This window comes from Humiphilus diazotrophicus (assembly GCF_059726315.1).
The window spans coordinates 3,980,612-3,999,694 of the sequence record NZ_AP040870.1 but is presented as its reverse complement, the minus strand read 5'-3'; the positions used below and the strand labels follow the sequence as shown (position 1 = coordinate 3,999,694).

The window sequence follows — 19,083 nt, the reverse complement described above, 5'->3', positions numbered from 1 at the left end:
AAAATAAGTGAGAGGAACAATTCCCCTTGGAACTCGTCCAGATTGAGCTTAATCGCAAACCGCCGGCTCCCCGGCCTGACTGGCTGAAGGCGCGTGCGCCAGTCGGCGAGAATTACCATGATCTGAAGCGCCTGGCTCGCAATTTGAATCTTCACACCGTCTGCGAGTCGGCTCATTGCCCCAATATCGGAGAATGCTGGAATCACAAAACCGCCACATTCATGATGCTGGGCAACACCTGCACCCGGCGATGCGGCTTTTGCGCTGTCCCGAAGGGACGTCCTGAACCAATTGACTTCGACGAACCACGCCGTGTAGCGGAAGCTATCGCCTCTTTAAACTTGAAATTTGCAGTCATCACCAGTGTGGATCGCGATGACGACCTGCCTGGAGGCGCCCGCGCCTTTGCCATGGTAATCGAGGAGATCCGCCATAAAGCGCCGGAGTGCCAGGTTGAGGTACTTGTCCCCGACTTCCAGGGCAAAGAAGAGGTCATCCGGATTGTGGTCGATGCCCGCCCGGATATTCTCAATCACAATACCGAGACTGTGCCGCGGCTCTATCGGGCTGTCCGCTCCGGAGCGCGTTACGAGCGCACTCTTCGCCTGCTGGAATATGCAAAGGAAGTGGAACCCAAGACTGTTACCAAAACGGGTGTGATGGTTGGACTTGGAGAAGAGACCAAAGAACTGCTTGAAGTCTTTCGGGACCTTGCTTCCATTAAATGCGACATCCTCACAATCGGACAGTACCTGCGCCCCTCAAAGGATCATGTCCCGATGACGCGCCTCTATACGCCGCAGGAATTTGCCGATCTCAAAAAGGAAGCGTTGAAGATGGGCTTTGCGCACGTAGAAAGCGGACCGTTGGTCCGTTCCTCCTACCATGCGCATGAACAGGCAAACTCAACCGGACTCACCACCAAAGCAGTTTAGAGCTACTATCGTCCATCAAAGAGTCATAAAGCGTGACCATTCTCTTGCAGCGTGGTCACGCAGCTTCTTAATTCACAGTTGCCGCAAGGCTGTTGGATAACGGCCTGCTATTCACCTCTTGAAATTCTTCCGCGATCTGTCCCATCAAATAATCGGCAATACGCACTGCAGCACGGCCATCGCCATAAGGACTGACTCCCGCAATACGCCCAGTTTTCGTCCGAAGCGCAGAATCGATAGCTAAAACTATTTCCTCAGGATCGGTACCAATTAACTCGGCGACACCTGCCCTCACACCTTCGGGACGCTCAGTCGTATTCCGCAGTACCAGCACACGTTTTCCCAGTGCAGGAGCCTCCTCCTGCAGCCCGCCGGAATCCGTTACGACAAGATCGGCAAAGTACAGCTCGCGTACAAGCTTTTCGTACTCGAGGGGATTGGTCAGAGTCACTTCCGGGACCCGCGCCAGCTCAGACCAAACAACAGAGGCTACTTGTGGATTGGGGTGGACTGGCCAAATGATTTGAACCTTCCCTGCCCACCTGGTACAGATCTCCCGTACTGCCTGGCAAATATTCCGAATCCCACCATTCTGATTTTCCCTGCGATGAGCCGTAACAAGCACGCGCAACACATCGCTTCGCTTGCTACAGGTAAACTCCTCGCGGCCGTGCAGATCCGTAATCATTCTGTAGAGTGCGTCAATCCCGGTATTGCCGGTCACGAGTACGCTCTCCATCGGCACGCCTTCATGCAGCAGATTTCGACGCGCCAGAGATGTAGGAGCAAAGTGGTGGGTTGCCATGATGGCTATGCTCCTGCGGTTCAACTCTTCCGGAAATGGCTGTTGAAGATCTCCAGTGCGCAGCCCCGCCTCCACATGACCAACCTTGCATTTGCGATAAAAGGCGCAAAGTGCCGCCATGCTGGCCGTAACCGTATCGCCTTGAACCAGAACCCACTCCGGATTCTGCTCCTCGATAACACGATCAATCCCTTCCAGAATCGCGGCACTCACTGTGGCCAAAGTCTGCCCAGGCCGCATGACCTGCAGATTTACATCCGGCGTGATTCCGAAAATTCCGAGGACTTGATCAACCATTTCCCCATGCTGGCCGGTAGCACAGACAAAGAGAGACCAGGGATCCCGGCGCTGAAGCTCCAGAATCAACGGTGCAAGTTTTACCGCCTCCGGTCGAGTGCCCAGCACAATCAGAAATCTCTTTCTCCCCATCTGTTCAGTCCTTTCACTTGCTTGCATGCTGCTCCTCAAGTGCGTTGTTTAGTTGCTCCTCGGTAATGGCCAGCATTCGAAGCAGCAGCTCTCCCAGAGGCCGCTTTTCGGCCTTCTGTTTCTCAAGCGCAATTTGCAGTTGTGTGGGGGAAATTAATCTCTTCTCCAGCAGCAATTCGCCCACCTTCCGATGCCTTGAACGGACAAGTTCCTCGCTGGGGTACTCGTGTGCGGTTTTAGCCCATTTCAATGGCTCACCGGTAATACGTGACTTTAGAAAGCGGTACGAGGCCTGAAGTGTTGAATACAGGTCCATTCCTGTAGCCCAGAACATCCGTATCGGTGCTACGCAGATCTGTCCAAAGCTGGCAACGCGAGCGACACAAACCATCCTCTGCAAAATCCGGTTCGCCACCAGGACAAGATTTACCGAGAGAAGCCACCACCAAAACTTGTTAGAAAACTCAACCTGAGGCCAGTGAGTATTCCAAGACCTGCCCATCGCCATATCGAGTGCTGCCCAGCACAGGAACACCAAGGTGAACCCATAGGAGATCAAGTTCAGATAACCACTGAACATTCCCTTGCGATCGCGAAACAACGTGTATGCAATACGCAGCCGGTACCAGAAAGATCTCTTGCTGGCTTCCGAGGAGCCGCCCCAGCCCAGATGCTGCCAGCCCTGGAAGGCGATACCTAGCATCCAGCGAGTTCTCTGGCGCACCGCATCCCGAAATCGCGTAGGGAAATACTCGCGTGTGGCAATCAGTTCCAGCTCCGGATGTTCTTCCGGCCACACCCCCGGAGCCTGGGCCGGAAGCAAAGGTAACTTCCGTATTTTGCGGTAGGCACGCCAGGCCTCTGTCTCTACCCATACATTCGCAATACATCCCCGGCGTCCGCTTTCGCATAAACGGAATGCGAAGTCGTAATCTTCCGTGAGTGAATCCACGCGAAAGAGCATCTTGTTACTTTTGTCCGCCAGCTCGTCGCAAGCCTCCCGGCCGAAAGCAGTTCCTACACCGGCAGAAGGAACCAAACTGGAGATCGCTTGCCGGGAAAACAGATTCTTCTGATGAAACTCGGCAAACTCGTCCAGATAAACGCCACCCGTAAACCGGTGCAAGGACCGCTCGTACGGAAGAACAGGCACCTGAACCATGTCATAAGCTGGCACCAGGAAGTTGAACAGCTTCAAAACCAGTGGATGCAGAACATCTTCCGCATCCTGCATGACGAAGATATCGTAACGACGGCTGTGCTCTTTTTCGTAAACCCGGACTGTCTCTATGACCCAATTGAGACAATCGGCTTTGCTGGTAGGCCCAGGATGGGGGCAGACAACTTTGTGGACCCGGGAATTCTCGTACGCTACTTTATCTACTTCGAACTGTGTTGCTTCATCGTTGGGATAAGTTCCTACAAAGACGTCATATTTCTGATACTCCAACTGCATGCAGTTTGTACTCAGCATTTGCGCAATTACCGGACTCTCATCCCAAGCTGGAACCAGAATCGCAACCCACTGTTCCGGGCAATCGCGCAAGTCCTTTTCCGTTGCGCCAATCTCCTCGATGCCGCCTGACAACAGCTTTCGCAGAGGCCTGCACCAAAACACAACGTCCATGAACAGGTCGTCGAGGCCGCCCAGCAGATAGAGAACAGATATAGTTACGATAAAGATCGTCACTGGGAGCCTACTGACAACTTTTCTCCGAGCAGGAGGCGAACACGAACATCTCGGTATTGCGATCTATAGGGATTTATGTTGTGGGAGGGAAGATCGAGGTAGTAGCCGCGCACATACTCCGCTCGGATAGCCATACCTGGCATCCAGGCTGTGCGAAGATCCAAGCCAGGAACAATCTCAGCTGTATTGTTGTAGAACTCCCGGTTTGTATCGAGTGCGACATTTTGCTGTAGATAACCCGCTACTGTCGTTTTGCCGAGATGAAAAGCATTTAGTACCTCTCGCGGTTGCAGATAGGCAATACCGTTCTGCTTATAGCGAGAGTAATAGCCGATACTTCCATTTGTTTCGAAGTGGAATCGCTTCCCTGACTCTGGCCAGCTCCGGAAGTAGCCGCCAACGATCCGGAAATCGGGGACTAGATTCGATCGCCCGCGACTGTTCTCTTTGAATAAATATGCTTCGTTTGCTTCGGCACTTAGGAAATAGTGAGAACCATACGGCTGAAAGAACAAACCACCACCAAAGAGGGTCGCATTGTCCGAATAAATCTGCGGTAACTGCCCCAGATGCGAAGCGGTATCCCGAAGAATCCGTGTATGGGTATAGAGAGACAGTGGCGATCCCGAACTCAGCCTCTGAGAAAAGCGCACATCCAGATCGGCGATTCCATCGTCGAAACGTGTCATGTACTGGGAATCCAGAACAAAACTCAGTTGCCGAAATCGTGGCCATTCTGCATCGATCACCGAAAGAGCTTTGCGAGCCTGTTCCGTAGTCGCCGGATCGTTGTACTCAATCGCGCGCTCGAATGCCATCCGCGCCGGAACCAGACGCTTCTTTTCCTCATAGAGATATCCCAGCTGCATCTCCAGCTCTTTGCTTCGGCAATTGAGCCCACGAAGCTGCTCGATATCCCGGATGGCGGTACCCTTGAGGCCTGCACGGATATCCAGGTAGACCAGTTGCGCCAGTGCAATTCGGTCTTTGGAATTTGCATCGACGGCATCGCGCAGCAATTCTCGGGCCTGATCGGAATGTCCTGCTGCTAATTCATCGAATGCAAGTTTTCGTATCGGGTACGTAGGATCTTCCGCAGTCCCATTTCCCGCAACACAAAAAGCTAACGGTGCTGATACGGCAGGTGTGCCGGTAACCGTCCACACTGCCGCCAATGCTGCAATACACAGTTTTCCAATGAGTTTTAAATACATGCTCGACGTCTCGGGAATTGGCACACGAAGACTCATTTCGTGCCAGCGATGGCTCACGAACTGCAGAACCTGCAAAGATTCAACCAGATAGCGTTATCTTTAATTTTCCCAATGTGTTCGGAAGGCTACAACCTCAATTCGTAACTGTTTGGATGTCACTTGAGTTTTTGAACGTAACCATGTTTGTCCTATTGTGGGAGACCGGCTGTTTAACTCACTCACGATAAAGAGGTTTCCGGATGAGATGAACCCGCGCAGGAAGCGTCGGCCATTCCTCTTTTGAACCTGCGAGCGCACCTGTTTCATTACTGGCATTTCATACTGGAATCGCATAGATCCCAATTGTTCTCTTGATTCTCAGGAATGACACTGATTCCATGCCGAAGTCCGATGTAGCGACAGAGATAACAGACAACAAAATGAAAGAGCTAGAGGTGTTGGAGAAGTTCGCCGAAGCCTATCCTCAACAGGCCGCTAATTGGTACAAGCTGGCGGCAGCCACGGCCTCGGCAGGAGACCATGCTAAAGCTATTCGATACTTCGAGCGTGCGGCGGAACTGGAACCGGAAAATCTTGCGCTTCTTTTGGATATGGGCAACTCCTGTGCCTTCAGCGGAGACAATCTTCGGGCCATTGAGTGCTATGGAAAGATTCTTCGTCTCGCCCCCAATACCGGCGTTGCATGGAACAATCTCGGAAATCTCTTTCTCCGGTTGAATGATGTTTCGAATACCTTGTTGTGCTACCAGAACGCCACCCGTTTTCAGCCGGACAATAGTTCCTTCCACTACAACCTGGGTAGAACCCTCGACCAGATCGGAAGGCACTCAGAGGCTCTAGAGGTACTACTCCGAGCCCGCGATCTCAATCCAGCTCATGAAGATACCTGGACTAATCTGGGAAATGTCTATCAGCATCTCGGCCGTTACGAACTTGCACTCAGCTGCTACGATCGCGCATTGGAAATTTCGTCAAACCCGGCAGAATTGCATGTAAACAGGGCTGTAGTCCTGCTAAATACCGGCAACTTCCGGGAAGGCTGGAAAGAATACGAATATCGCTGGGAGACTTCCGCCTTCCAGGTCTACAAGAAGCGTCCCCTTGGAAAACCGCAATGGAAGGGTGAACCACTAGAGGGGAAACGCATTCTGTTGCATGCCGAACAGGGATTTGGCGATGCCATCCATTTCTCCCGCTTCATCCCGGAGGTGGCAGCTCGCGGCGCAGAGGTATTTCTCGAGGTAGGCGCTCCCTTGAGCTCTCTGATGGAGTGCCTTGTGGATCCGGGGCATATCGTGGTCCGTGGCCAGCCCTTGCCGGAATTCGACTACCACTGCTCTTTGATCAGCTTGCCGTTTGCCTTAGGCGTGGAAATCGATTCCATCCCAGGTAAACCCTATCTTTCGGTTCCCGCTGACGTTTTGGAAGAAGGCAAGCGGACAATTGATGAAGCCACAAAGGGAAATCCCCAGTTGCGTGTGGGCATATGCTGGCGGGGCAATCCGAGCCATCGCTGGGATCAGCTGCGGAGTTTGAAGCCCAATCTGCTCGCCCCTGTGGCAGCAATTCCCGAGGTGCAGTGGTTTCTACTGCAGCGAGATATCACCGCAGGGGAGCTTTCTGCGTTGCCTCCCGATCTTCCCTTCTCCACAGTGCCTACCAGTAGCCTGGACGGCTTCCACCGCATTGCTGCGCTTATTCAGAACCTCGACCTGGTTGTTTCGGTCGATACCGCCACAGCGCACCTCACCGGCGCCCTGGGCAAGCCTTTATGGCTGCTGATCCCTACTTTCTACGAATGGCGCTGGCACACCCATCTCAAGGAGTCGCCGTGGTATCCGTCGGCTCGCTTCTTCAGACAACCGGAGGCAGGCATCTGGCAGCCAGCCATTGAAAATCTTGCAAGCGCACTCCGGGAGCGGCTTCGTAGATAATAGTTCGAGATTGGTGATAGATCAGCGGTCTCCGTGGAGAGGGGGAACAGCCCTTCCGGAGTCTGCTTTTGTGATTTTGTGAGGAAGAACTCCGCCGCTCTACAGATTCTGTAGAATAACCAGCGGAACTACCCGAGAAGGAAGACCATCATGGCAGTTTCTGTAATGGCCGGCATTCCGGCACTCAAAGAGCTCCACACGCAGTTGAAGTCGCGCATGGAAAAGGCCGTCGCTGGCTTCCAGGCCAACCTCGCCTCCACGCGTACGGGCCGCGCTTCGGCCGCAATGCTCGACCAGATTCGCGTCGATTATTACGGCAGCGAGACACCGTTGAACCAGCTGGCGCAGGTTACCGCGCCCGAGCCACAGATGATCCTGGTGCAGCCTTGGGACCCCTCCACGCTTCAGCCTATTGAAAAGGCTCTACGCACTTCGGATCTCGGCTTTAACCCCCAAAATGACGGCAAGATTATCCGTGTGCCTATCCCGCCAATGACTGAGGAGCGGCGCCGTGAGGTAGTCAAGCATCTAAACAAAGTCTTGGAAGAGCACCGTACGGCAATCCGCAATGTTCGCCGTGACGGAAACGACGCTCTTAAGAAACTAGCCAAAGAGAAGAAAATCTCGGAAGACGAGGAGAAGCGCTCGCTCGAAGAAATCCAGAAACTTACGGATGACGAAATCAAGCGGGTAGAAGAACTTTCCAAGAAGAAAGAAGCAGAGGTCATGCAGGTCTGAAGACCACTGCCGAAACAAGAGAATTTCTCAAAAGAGCCTCCTTTCTCAAAAAGGGAGGCTCTTTTGCTATTCCGCCATTTCCCAAGCTCACTCGGAGGCGTGCCCGCAGGAAACCATCTCTCGGCCGGAGTTTTGGGAACTGTCGCGCACCAGAAGCTCTGGGAAACGGAAGGCTGCTGAAAGCCCCAGAGCTCCGATAATTCCTGCGCCTAGCACCATCCACAGAATGTGATAATTCCACCTCGCCAGAATTCCTCCGGCAAAAGCGGTACCGAGCCCGCCTCCACCGAATAATCCAAGACCGATCAATGCCGAGGGAAGTCCTTTAGGTTCGATATTGAAGGCCAGAGTGGCCAAAATCGATTGCACAAAAATGTAGCCGAACCCCAAGCTGACCGTCGCCAGTAAGCCTGCCTGCCATGAATGTGTAAACAACAGCAATGCGGAGGTAAGAGATGCGAAGGAGAAGCCAATCAATACGACGTGCTTTACCTGCAAGCAACGCTGTATATGCCCTACCAATCTGCCTGCAAGCAGACAAGCAAAGCCGTAGCACATGACCACAATCCCTACCTGGAAATAATCAAGACCGGTCACATCGTGGAGAAAGGATCCCAAATAGCTGTAAAGACCAAGCAAGAGAAATCCGGTAATCAAAGATGCGGGGAATATCGCTCTTCCGGTAGAAGAGAGCAATGCCTGCCAAACCGCAGCAATAAAGTTCATATGCACGGATGCTACCGGCTGTTTCGTTTGATCATTGGGAAGCTTTCGCATAAGCAGCAGGCCCACGCTCCCCGCAATAAGGGCAAATACGATGAAGGCCGAACGCCAGCTCAGATACCGGGCAAAGGCTCCTCCGAAACCGACACTTAGCCCCTGCCCCAGAAAGACTATACCCATAAATTTCCCGACACACGCCTGACGGTTTCGCGCCGTCACCTGATCTCCGATAAAGGCCAAAGAAACGGCTATGATCCCCGCAGCAAAGAATCCAGTCAGGAAGCGCCAGAAGCATAAGCTTGTAATCGAGCCGGAGAAGGCACAGCCAAGAGTGCCAAAGGTAAGTCCGAAAATAACCCGGCACAAGATTTTCTTCTTGCCCCAGTGATCGCTAAAAAAGCCATATACAGGCTGCATAATTCCATACGGAATCAGGTAAGCCGTCAAAATAACCCCTGCAGTAGCAATTGATACCCGATAACTGTCCGCGATGGCCGGAAGCACTGGTGAGACGATCCAGTTATCTGCTGCAGAAATGAATCCCGCTAAACCAAGAATCCAGACTAGCGTTCCCTCTTCTCTAACACGATCCAACAGCAATCTCTCTTCTGCTTTGCATTGTATTCTCACGAATATCTTCGATTGAGAGCGTGAAGAATCATCCATGATGCGCAGCGCTTATCTCACTGAAGCTCTTCTGTAAACTCTTCTATTACTCATAAATCAGCCTTTCCTCCTTTTTTGAAACCGGCTACTTTGTAGTCCCAAATTTGTACCTTCGTGGTTCCTATTTTCTTTTCCAGACCTAAAGTCCCTGCAGCTGAATAGCGAATTAACGGTCCAAATAATCGAGAAGCAAATACGGGAAAACATCCCACTGCACACTGACTTCCCTACCTAAGCAGTAATCCGACAGAGGAGAAGGAATGAAATCGGTATCGCGCGCAATTGTTGCATTTTTTCTCGCTTGTTCCCTTGCTGTAGGACAGCAACTACCTGCCAAACATCGAATCGCAATCCTGGATTTCGATCATGCAGGGGTCCTCACAGGAGCGCAGGCAATCTTCGGATCGAATCAGAACGTCGGAAGAGAGCTTTCTGATATGCTTGCCGATCACCTCACAAACGATGGCGCCTATAAGGTCATTGAACGGAATGCAATTAATCGCGTGCTGTCGGAACGTCCCATCTTTCCGGAGGATCGAGGTATGCCAGGCAATCCTCGCGATCCCTTCGCAGCACTCACTGCGACAAAGGTAGGCAAAGTCCTTGGCGTAGATCCGATCATTCGCTATTTCGGAATAGACGCAATCGTTACCGGTGAAGTTACACAATTTGGACGAACTGAAAATAAGAGCGGAGGAATCTTCGGAGCGCTCCATAAACTTCGGCCCGCGGGAGGATCACCACAGAAGAGCAAAGCTATTGTGGGCATTAATGCCCATATGATCGACGTCAATACCGGCGAGATTCTTGCCTCGGTTGCCGTCAGAGGGGAATCCATTCATGCCGGGGTCAATTTACTTAGCGGAGGTCCTTCTTCAGGAATCATTGCCGGAATGAGAAGCTCTAATTTCCCTCAAACGGTTTTGGGAGAAGCTGTAATGCAAGCGATCAATCAACTTGCCCTGGCCCTGGAACAACGTTCAAGTTCAATGCCTGCCAGCGAGCCGGTTCCGATCTCCGGCTTGGTCGCCGATGTATCCGGCTCAGACGTCACGATCAACGTGGGTACTACAAACAACGTTCATCTCGGGGACACCTTGCTCATCACACGCACCACAAAACTAATCAAAGACCCCTCGACAGGGAAAGTGATTCGCACTCTTGAAGATACGATCGGGCAAATCACAATCACGAGCGTAGAGTTCGACTCCGCCGTCGGACGCTTCAGTGGAACAGGCAAGGTTGCGGTCAACGACACAGTCAAGAATATGCCAAGACAAAACTAAATAGCTCTTGATCCAAAGCTTTGGCAAACTGCTAGGAGCTCGGGGCCAAGGGCTATAAAATCCCCTTGTGACGCCCCCTTTTTCCATCATCCATGCCGTCTGCTCCCACGATTGCCCCGACTCCTGCGGAGTTCTGGTCACAGTAAACAACGAAGGACGCGCAATTAAAGTGCAAGGCGATCCTGCACATCCGGTTACGAGAGGATTTCTCTGCGGTAAGGTCGCGAAATATCTCGACCGTGTCTATTCCCCTGATAGGCTGCTTTACCCCATGCGCCGCCGCAAGGACGCACCTAAAGGTCCTCTGCCACGCGGGAAAGAGGCGGCATCTTTCGAGCGTATCTCCTGGGACGAAGCACTGGATCTCGCAGCAAAAAAGTTGCAGTCCCTGTCGGAATCGTACGGACCGGAATGCATTCTGCCCTATAGCTATGCCGGAACTATTGGCGTGCTTGGCTATGGATCGATGGATCGCAGGTTCTTTCATCGCCTCGGGGCCTCCCGTCTGGATCGAACCATCTGTGCGGAGGCTGGTGGAGATGCCGTGTTATCTGTCTACGGGCGCAAGCTGGCAACAGATACGGAACACTTTCACCATGCCAAACTGATCGTCGCTTGGGGAGCCAATATCCATGGAAACAACATTCATCTTTGGCCACAAGTGGAACAGGCTCGACGAGAGGGAGCACGACTGATCGTTATCGATCCTTACCGCACGCGAACTGCCCGGCTGGCTGACTGGCATGTTGCTATTCGGCCCGGAACCGATACCGCACTCGCGTTGGGAATGATGCATGTCCTCTTGCGTGATGGCTTGGAAGACCGCGAGTACATCGACAAATACACCTACGGATTCGACAGGCTTCGAGACCATGTTCAGCAATACACACCGGAGAAGGTTTCGGCATGGACAGGTCTTCGCACGGACGAAATCGAACGTCTGGCACGCGAATATGCAACAACCGTACCCACTGTAATCCGAGTGAACTATGGAGTTCAGAGATCTGAAAATGGGGGTGCCGCAGTACGTGCAATCGCAATGCTGCCTTGCCTCACCGGAGCCTGGAAACATCTCGGCGGAGGACTACAGCTCTCCACCTCGGGAGCCTTTCAATGGAACAAACAAGCTGTTGAACGTCCGGATCTGATGTTGGCTTCGCCTCTTGGCAGAGAATCCAGAATGGTCAACATGTCTACTCTGGGACAAGCTCTTACTGAGTTAGACAATCCCAGAATCCATGGCCTTTTTGTCTACAATTCCAATCCTGCTGCCGTTGCACCGAACCAGAATGCCGTCCTACGAGGGTTGACCCGCCCCGACCTGTTCACGATTGTCCATGAACAGTTTTTTACGGACACGACGGATTATGCAGATCTCGTTCTACCTGCCACAACGTTCCTGGAACATAGAGAAATTCAGGGAGCTTACGGGCACTATTACGTCCAGCTCTCACAACAAGCTATCGAGCCACTGGGGGAATCTCGCTCGAATGTCTGGTTGTTTGGTCAATTGGGCCAGCGGATGGGCTTTCAGGAAGAATGCTTCCACGACACGGCAGACGATATCATCCGGCAGGCTCTGCATCTACAGGCGGATGGGCATTCGGGCAATCCAGGGATGCAGGAGATCACTATGGAACGCCTCGAAAAAGAGGGACACATCCGTTTAGGCTTCGACCAGGAGCGAAGCGGAAGGCCGTTCATGCCCTTCGCCGAAGGAGGATTTCCGACACCGAGCGGTCGTGCCGAGTTCTACTCCCCAGCTTTCGAATCAAATGGGCTCGACCCACTTCCGATCTTCCATCCGGCAAAAGAATCTCGTCACTCGGCGGAGGCAAAAGTCTATCCGCTCGAGTTCCTCGGACGGAAGGCTGACAACTTTATGAACACGACCTTTGCCAATCTGGACGGACATCGCCACCTGCAGGCAAAGACTCTGCACGCTCTAGAGATCCATCCCGTGGACGCCTCGGTACGCGGCATTCAGGATGGAGATTGGCTTGAAATCTTTAACGGACGGGGTAGCCTGCGCCTGAGAGCAATCTTGAGTGACGCAATTCCTACCGGTGTAGTAGCCGGGCATCTCGACTGGAACAAGCTTGCAGCAGACGGTCAGAACAACAATATCAATGTACTAACCAGCGAACGGCTGACGGATATCGGTCGAGGGCCTACGTTCTATTCCACCTTGGTTGAGGTGCGAAAGGTAGAAAACCATTAGACCTTTGTATAAGTGGCTTTTACAACTTTGACACCAAATCAAGAACAAAGGCCCTGCCACAAAAAGTAACAGGGCCTTTGGAGTTGTTCTTAAGTTATTACCACTCGAAACGTGCGCCGAACTGTCCTGTGCGGTTGCCAGAGACAGAGGTTACGTGTCCGAAGGTCGGATTATTGATGCTGGTGTCAGGACCGCCCCAGTAGTGGTGGTTGAAGACATCGAAGAACTCGGCCCGGATAGTGGCTTTGTATTTTCCATCGGGCCCCATGCTGAAGGACTTCACAATGCTGGCATCTTCATTGTAAGTCCCCCATCCTCTCCAGTCATGAGCGCCCCACTGGTTGATACCGAGCGGAACATAGAAGAGTCCATAAGCGCCGCGGACGACAATCTTATGCGGAGCCTCAGCGTCCCTGACCAACCATTCCAAAGTACATCACCTATCTTCTGAAATTTAGGGCGAAGTCAGAATGTGATCGTTGTCACGGATATAAATTATGCCTCTTTATCTTTTTCTGTAAATGGCATATAACACCATGGCATCTACTTTTATCTGTTAGAAGGTTTTGAACTCGGAGACAATCGAGTGTCTTCCAAGATGTTTTTACGATTGAGGGTATGTTCGTTAGTTGGCTGGCTATATGAATAGGGAAAGACCTGAATACGATCAAGGCGACAATCTAATTGCGGTATTACAAGGGTTCAGAAAGAGAATGCTATGTTTCCGAAGAGGGCAACGTGATCTCGTAGAGGCTATATTCCATCAACTGAAACATGCAGCGAGGTATCTGTTCAAGGCACCTGGATTCACGCTTTTAATGATAATGACACTGCTACTTGGCATCGGTGCCAATACCGCGGCGTTCAGTATTATGAATGCAATTTTAGCCCGGACACTTCCCGTAAGACGAGCAGAATCTTTAGTCTACGTCCAGACGGAAAGGAAGCAGCAACCGCCGGACGGAGTAAATATCTCTGGATATGATTACAACTCCTTCTCTCTAGTCACGTTTGAGTCTCTACGCCGGCGAAAAGATGTATTTCAACAATTGGTCGCATTTGCTCCGTTATCAAGCAACGGAAAGGTTCCGGTTCGTCATGATGGTAGACCAGAAGAGGCGTCTGGCGATGAAGTAAGTGGCGACTTTTTCGAGAATCTTGGGGTCGACCTTGTCAAGGGACACGGATTCACTCTGGATCAGGAGAAATCCCACGCGCCAGCTGTTGTGATTAGCTATGGCTATTGGAATCGAAGCTTTGCTAAGAACTCCGATATACTAGGGCGCACCCTATACGTCAAAGGTGTACCGATGACTATTGTGGGAGTTACCAATCGAAAATTCCTAGGCGTCGAGGCAGAGAAAAGAACAGACTTTTGGATACCACTACAAGAATCTTCGAAGCTAAATCCTTGGGGTACGCCTCCAGACTCTGTTAGCCTTTACGGCTCCCCAAACTGGTGGTGTCTCCGCCTGATAGCTCGTCTGAAACCAGGAATTCCGTCAGATCAAGCGGAGCGTCGACTGGCCACGACCTTTGGTGAATCAGTACGAGCAGGGATAGGACACTACGATAAAGATAAGTGGCAACCACATCTGGAGTTCATTCCGATTAGGGGAATTGCAGGATATGATAAGGAATTCCGGACGCCTCTCCGCATTTTAATGCTTCTTGTTCTATTGATACTGATCATTACCTGTACAAACGTGGCGATTATGCTTGTAGCAAGGCATGAAACCCGAATACTTGAATTAAGTATTAAGCAAGCGCTAGGCGCGAGCAGGAGAAGGCTGTTAGGGCAACTTCTCTGCGAAGCTTTGCTGTTGGTCTGTATTTCAGCAGCATTGGCATGGGTGTTTACTATTTTTGCGACACATCTTTTCGCAGGGTGGTCTGGAGTTGAAACCGGTCTTAGTCCCGATCATAAGGTTCTATATTTCACATCTGCTATCTCCATTACAGCGATCCTTTTTTTTGGAATAGTTCCATTTCAAAGTACGATGCGTATCCAAGTCAATGAAGTACTGAGATCGGCATCTCAGAGAGGATGGCTGGGGCCAAGGAAAACCACTGGAGCACGAATGCTATTAGTAGGCCAGATTTCACTTGGCTTAGTTCTGCTGGTGGCGGCGATTTCTATGGTGAGAACTCTTCAGAATTATGTTAATCAAGATCTCGGTATGCAAGCCAACAAACTTATTGTCTTTGGTATAACTCCGCCTGCAACAGTAAGTTCAGAGATGTTTTACAGGAATTTGACGGATAGAATCAGAACCATTCATGGAATTGACTCAGTATCTATGGCGCTCGTTCGTCCTGGTATCGGGGGGGCTAGTAATGTTAGAGGGTTTTATCTTGATGGAAACCCATATAGAGAGATGCTACGCTGTAACTACGTAGGAACTGACTTCTTTCGCACCTTAGGTGTTCCAATTCGCGCAGGTAGAGATATAACCGACGCGGATTCGAACGAGGCATCCCATGTAGTGATTGTGAACCAGACATTCGCGAAAAAGTTCTTTGGCAATAGAAGCCCGATAGGTCACGTATTGAATGGCAATTTGGGGTCAACGTCGATAGTGGGTCTCGTCCAGGATAGTAAGTACATATCAGTAGATGAACCACCCATGCCAATGGCTTATTATCCGGTCAGGCAGTCTCCATTTCTTGGAACTATGCAGATTGAGATACATACAGAAAGGCCGTCGAATACTCTGATCTCAGAGATTGAAAAGACAGTAGCATCTATTAATGCTGATGTTCCCCTAGAACAACCCATGACACAATTGGAACAGTTCAGACAGTCTTACGCGCCGCAACGCATGTTTGCTTCGATGGGAATTTTTTTTGGAGTTCTCGCAGCTGTACTGGTAGCCACGGGCATATTAGGCATACATTCGATCTATACCAACCAGCGTTCAACAGAGATAGGGCTTCGCATCGCCCTCGGAGCTAGCCGTCTTAGTGTCTTGGCAAAGACAATCCGTGAGGCACTCCTGATCTCAGCTCTTGGAGTAATAGTGGGTGTTCCTTTAACCCTTATCGCATTGCGACCTTTTAAATCTGTGCTTTACCAACTCTCTCCGGCGGATCCGCTCAGTTTTCTACTTGCTGCTATCTCGATGTTTGCAATTTCTCTATTCGCATCCCTCGTTCCAGCATATCGTGCAGCGGCAATAAGTCCCGGAGAGGTGCTGCGTAGGGAGTAAATATGGCGGATACTCTTGCTAAAGGTGTATACACTTCCGGTCACGAAGAAGATTGTAGAAAACAAAGAAGATTGTACATTCCATCACTTTATTGTGTGAGCGCATGACTTCGAGTATGCCTACTATCCTTCGCATTTTCGGCTAGAAGAAATATAGAAAGTAATCGCGTGCAGATAAAAAGGTATACGATCACGCGAAATTATCTTGTAAATTTTCTAAACGCAGGCCGCGCAGGAGCTGAGCGAAATGCTGCTATCAAGTTCTATCAAGCGAACCGTGGGTATCGCCACAAAAACTTCCATCCGTCTGATGTGTTCAGGAGATCCGCTCAGGATAATGGCAGTCGTAGGAGACTCCACTTCGGTCGCTATTATAGAGGATCTAGCTAGGCAATACGGTTGGAAATTAACTCTCCTGAGTACACCTTTCCCGTCCCTCAAATCAGTCGAGATCGAAGTACACGACCTGATACTTGTCGACCTCGATTTAATCCGCCAAGCTGAAAATCACCGTAAGCTCCCGGACCTCTTAGTGAACCTCACTGCCTCTTCTAGACGAATACCGTTGGTCATAACCGGGTCGGTAGATAGAGTAGAAATGGCTGTCCAAGCCATTGTTTCAGGAGCTATCGATTTCATCCAGAAGCCATGGAATAAGGTATGCCTCCTCGAACGAATTAGCTCCCACGTCCAAGTTGCTCGAGATAATCAACGCCAGAGAAGCAGAGAAGCTAGGGCTCTCATTGATCGAACCAGGGGCGAACTGCAGTTCATAGCACAGAGTGAGTCTATGCAACCGGTACTTGAACTTATTACAAGTGTGGGGCCTTCCGACGCGAACGTTCTCATAACTGGTGAACATGGAACTGGGAAGGAGATCGTTGCGCAAATGCTTCATTTGCTTTCCACCCGAAAACAGCGTGCCCTGGTAGCCGTGAATACCGGTGGCCTGCCAGATGGGACATTTGAAAGTGAGTTGTTTGGACACGTAAAAGGAGCCTTTACTGATGCACGCGCGGAAAGGGTCGGAAGATTTGAACTAGCTGATGGGGGTACGATTTTCCTCGATGAAATAGGAAACGTACCTCTTAATCAACAGGCCAAGTTGCTTCGAGTTTTGGAAACCGGGGAGATAGAAAAAGTAGGATCGTCGATTCCCAGACGAGTAGATGTCAGAGTAATTTCTGCAACTAATATGGATATAGATGCAGCGATACGGTCCGGCATATTCAGGGAAGATCTTTTCTTTAGATTGAATACTGTTGAAATAAGACTTCCACCGCTGAGGGAGCGAAGAGATGATATCCCAAAGCTAGCTAATCACTTCTTGGCGAAGTATAAGACGAAATATAGACGTTCGCTTAAGGGTGTCGGAAGAGGGGCTATGCGAGCTCTCCTGGAGTATCCCTGGCCGGGGAACGTTCGTCAATTAGAGCATGCAATAGAACGCGCGATGTTAATTTGTACTGGTGAAGAAATACAAGCATGCGACTTGGACTTGCGGAAGCAAGAACGCAATGACGAACGCATAGATAATCTTACATTGGACGCAGCAGAACGAATTCTGATACGAAAAGCTCTGAGACGCTATCAGGGTAATGTCACGCAAGCTGCAACGTCGTTAGGAATTAGTCGGAATTCCCTATATCGAAGAATGGAGAAATATGGCCTATCTTTCCATGTTAAATCCAGCTATGTGTGGAAAGAATTGAAAACAGCTGTCGAGTGACATGTGAAGGATGGTGAGAGCGTACCTTCAAATCGTGTCGGGTGGACTCGATAATCGTCAGAACTGAGCTTCCCATAGATGGCTATACACTCTTTGGTCAGCAACTGCTTAATTGCGCGTTATCTAAGCGCAGGATTTCTGGATGAAATATCGAATTATAGAAGACTTTGATATCTCTGAATTTGATTCCGCAATTCAGAAAAGGGTATGCCTAGCTACTGTTGCAGGCCGTCAGTTTCAGCTCCCAAGCGTACTCGGCGACGAACTCCTGCGTCGGGTAGGAGAGTTGCACGAAGATGGTGATTGGAATACATATCTCCTTCTGGCATTGAAATGTTCAGAATCAGAAGCATCTACCCTGTTCAGGCGGTTGAAGGAAATAGGGTGCTTTATCCCTGAGGATTTTGCAGAAGGTGACCCATCTGGAACAGGTACAAAGTCAAGAGGCACGCCTAGAAATTCCTATCTTTCTATATATTTTCCTATTCTGCCGGCGGAAATAGTAAACAGGTGCGCTAGACCACTGTCAGCATTCTTCAGGATGCCCCATAGTTTGTTATTTATTTCTATGCTCTGTGGATTTTCACTTCAGGGGATCTTTTACCAACAACATTTATCTATGCTATATAGATGGATCCACCACCTTACCCAAACACAGATGCTATCTCTGATTGGGTTATCGTACATGGCTCTTTTATTTCACGAGCTCGGTCATGCTGGCGCATGCATATCAAGAGGTATTAAGCCAGGACCAATCGGTGCAGGAGTTTACCTCATTTTTGTAAGTTTTTTTTGCGATGTCAGTAAGGTGTGGAAGGCTCCTCGCAAGGAGAGAATGGTTGTGGATGTTGGAGGAATGTTCTTCACTTTAATTGTATCGACTATAGCTATAATTGTTTTCTTCTTTAATAGATCTCCTGTCGCAGGTTTGCTGGCTTTATCATGTGATCTTACGCTTGTAATGAATTTGAATCCGTTTATCCGTATGGACGGGTACTGGATTGTGACTGATCTTATCGGGATACCAAACCTTATGACAAGCCATAAAGAGGTTTCTTTATGGCTCCTAGGTTTGCTCAAAATATACCGTGCACCCGTGCCAAGATTATTCAGTGCCAGCACAACTGTGGTCGCCACCTATTTCGTCTATTACGTATTATTCGTCTGCTTCATGGGTAGTGCATTCTATTTCCTCCTTACTAGGTATGCACCGATGGTCATAAGAGATATGCCCATTCTGTTTACTCAAATGCTAATGATAACGAAAGACGGTAGACATGCTGTTTTCAACGGACTGATTCTATTAATAAGAATCATATTGGTTGCTGTTCCACTTGTCTGGCCAATAACCATCTTCGGTCAAATCTTCAAAGGGCTATATTCACTCAGCCTTGGCTATTACGGTAGACATCAAGAGCAACCGTTAGCTAAGGATACAGAAGCTGCCGGGGACAAATCATCGTGGACTTAATTAAAGAATCTCAAAGTTCTCAGGAAAGAGGCCG

The 19,083-nt window shown here is 50.3% G+C and carries 13 protein-coding genes; 8 read left to right on the top strand and 5 right to left on the bottom strand.

Annotated features, from left to right (window positions below):
* Positions 1-26: 26 nt before the first annotated feature.
* Positions 27-935 (top strand): lipoyl synthase, encoded by a 909-nt coding sequence (gene lipA, locus AC6I7T_RS17055; RefSeq protein WP_497788554.1) that lies wholly within the window; start codon positions 27-29, stop codon positions 933-935.
* 67 nt (positions 936-1,002) lie between these two features.
* Here the strand turns inward: lipA and wecB are convergent, their stop codons facing one another.
* Genes wecB through AC6I7T_RS17040 form a run of 3 tightly spaced genes read right to left on the bottom strand, consistent with a single transcriptional unit; the run spans position 1,003 to position 5,130 of the window.
* The gene (wecB, locus tag AC6I7T_RS17050; RefSeq protein ID WP_497788553.1) at positions 1,003-2,196 is read right to left on the bottom strand and encodes a non-hydrolyzing UDP-N-acetylglucosamine 2-epimerase; all 1,194 of its coding nucleotides are present in this window, start codon (positions 2,194-2,196) and stop codon (positions 1,003-1,005) included.
* A complete protein-coding gene (locus tag AC6I7T_RS17045; RefSeq protein WP_497788552.1) occupies positions 2,183-3,859 on the bottom strand; it encodes a glycosyl transferase family protein in 1,677 nt (558 codons plus the stop codon). Before AC6I7T_RS17045 ends, wecB begins: the two co-directional genes overlap by 14 nt.
* The gene (locus tag AC6I7T_RS17040; protein WP_497788550.1) at positions 3,856-5,130 is read right to left on the bottom strand and encodes a tetratricopeptide repeat protein; all 1,275 of its coding nucleotides are present in this window, start codon (positions 5,128-5,130) and stop codon (positions 3,856-3,858) included. The genes AC6I7T_RS17045 and AC6I7T_RS17040 overlap by 4 nt, the downstream gene beginning before the upstream one ends.
* Before the next feature lie 320 nt (positions 5,131-5,450).
* On the opposite strand from AC6I7T_RS17040, the gene AC6I7T_RS17035 reads away from it, so the two are divergent.
* Together AC6I7T_RS17035 and frr are read left to right on the top strand one after the other, a co-directional pair.
* Positions 5,451-7,007: a tetratricopeptide repeat protein gene (locus tag AC6I7T_RS17035; protein ID WP_497788548.1), complete on the top strand. Its 1,557-nt coding sequence runs from the start codon at positions 5,451-5,453 to the stop codon at positions 7,005-7,007.
* Between the two features lie 150 nt (positions 7,008-7,157).
* Positions 7,158-7,745, top strand: a complete 588-nt coding sequence (frr, locus tag AC6I7T_RS17030; RefSeq protein WP_497788547.1) for a ribosome recycling factor — start codon at positions 7,158-7,160, stop codon at positions 7,743-7,745.
* A gap of 87 nt (positions 7,746-7,832) precedes the next feature.
* On the opposite strand, the gene AC6I7T_RS17025 is transcribed toward frr, so the two are convergent.
* The gene (locus AC6I7T_RS17025; RefSeq protein ID WP_497788546.1) at positions 7,833-9,098 is read right to left on the bottom strand and encodes an MFS transporter; all 1,266 of its coding nucleotides are present in this window, start codon (positions 9,096-9,098) and stop codon (positions 7,833-7,835) included.
* Between the two features lie 296 nt (positions 9,099-9,394).
* On the opposite strand from AC6I7T_RS17025, the gene AC6I7T_RS17020 reads away from it, so the two are divergent.
* Both AC6I7T_RS17020 and AC6I7T_RS17015 read left to right on the top strand, forming a co-directional pair.
* Complete coding sequence (locus AC6I7T_RS17020) at positions 9,395-10,420, top strand: CsgG/HfaB family protein (protein WP_497788545.1); 1,026 nt, start codon at positions 9,395-9,397, stop codon at positions 10,418-10,420.
* A 67-nt stretch (positions 10,421-10,487) separates the two neighbouring features.
* Positions 10,488-12,641 carry a molybdopterin-containing oxidoreductase family protein gene (locus AC6I7T_RS17015; protein ID WP_497788544.1) on the top strand — a complete coding sequence of 718 codons (2,154 nt, stop codon included), beginning with the start codon at positions 10,488-10,490 and terminating at the stop codon, positions 12,639-12,641.
* A gap of 97 nt (positions 12,642-12,738) precedes the next feature.
* Here AC6I7T_RS17015 and AC6I7T_RS17010 read toward each other — a convergent pair whose 3' ends face one another.
* The gene (locus AC6I7T_RS17010; protein ID WP_497788543.1) at positions 12,739-13,071 is read right to left on the bottom strand and encodes an outer membrane beta-barrel protein; all 333 of its coding nucleotides are present in this window, start codon (positions 13,069-13,071) and stop codon (positions 12,739-12,741) included.
* 199 nt (positions 13,072-13,270) lie between these two features.
* Between AC6I7T_RS17010 and AC6I7T_RS17005 the strand changes: the two genes are divergently transcribed.
* From AC6I7T_RS17005 to AC6I7T_RS16995, 3 genes are all read left to right on the top strand, one after another.
* Positions 13,271-15,850: an ADOP family duplicated permease gene (locus AC6I7T_RS17005; protein ID WP_497788542.1), complete on the top strand. Its 2,580-nt coding sequence runs from the start codon at positions 13,271-13,273 to the stop codon at positions 15,848-15,850.
* Between the two features lie 336 nt (positions 15,851-16,186).
* On the top strand, positions 16,187-17,578 hold the full coding sequence (locus AC6I7T_RS17000) for a sigma-54 dependent transcriptional regulator (protein WP_497788541.1): 1,392 nt from the start codon (positions 16,187-16,189) through the stop codon (positions 17,576-17,578).
* 142 nt (positions 17,579-17,720) lie between these two features.
* The gene (locus AC6I7T_RS16995) at positions 17,721-19,049 is read left to right on the top strand and encodes a hypothetical protein (protein ID WP_497788540.1); all 1,329 of its coding nucleotides are present in this window, start codon (positions 17,721-17,723) and stop codon (positions 19,047-19,049) included.
* Positions 19,050-19,083: the final 34 nt, after the last annotated feature.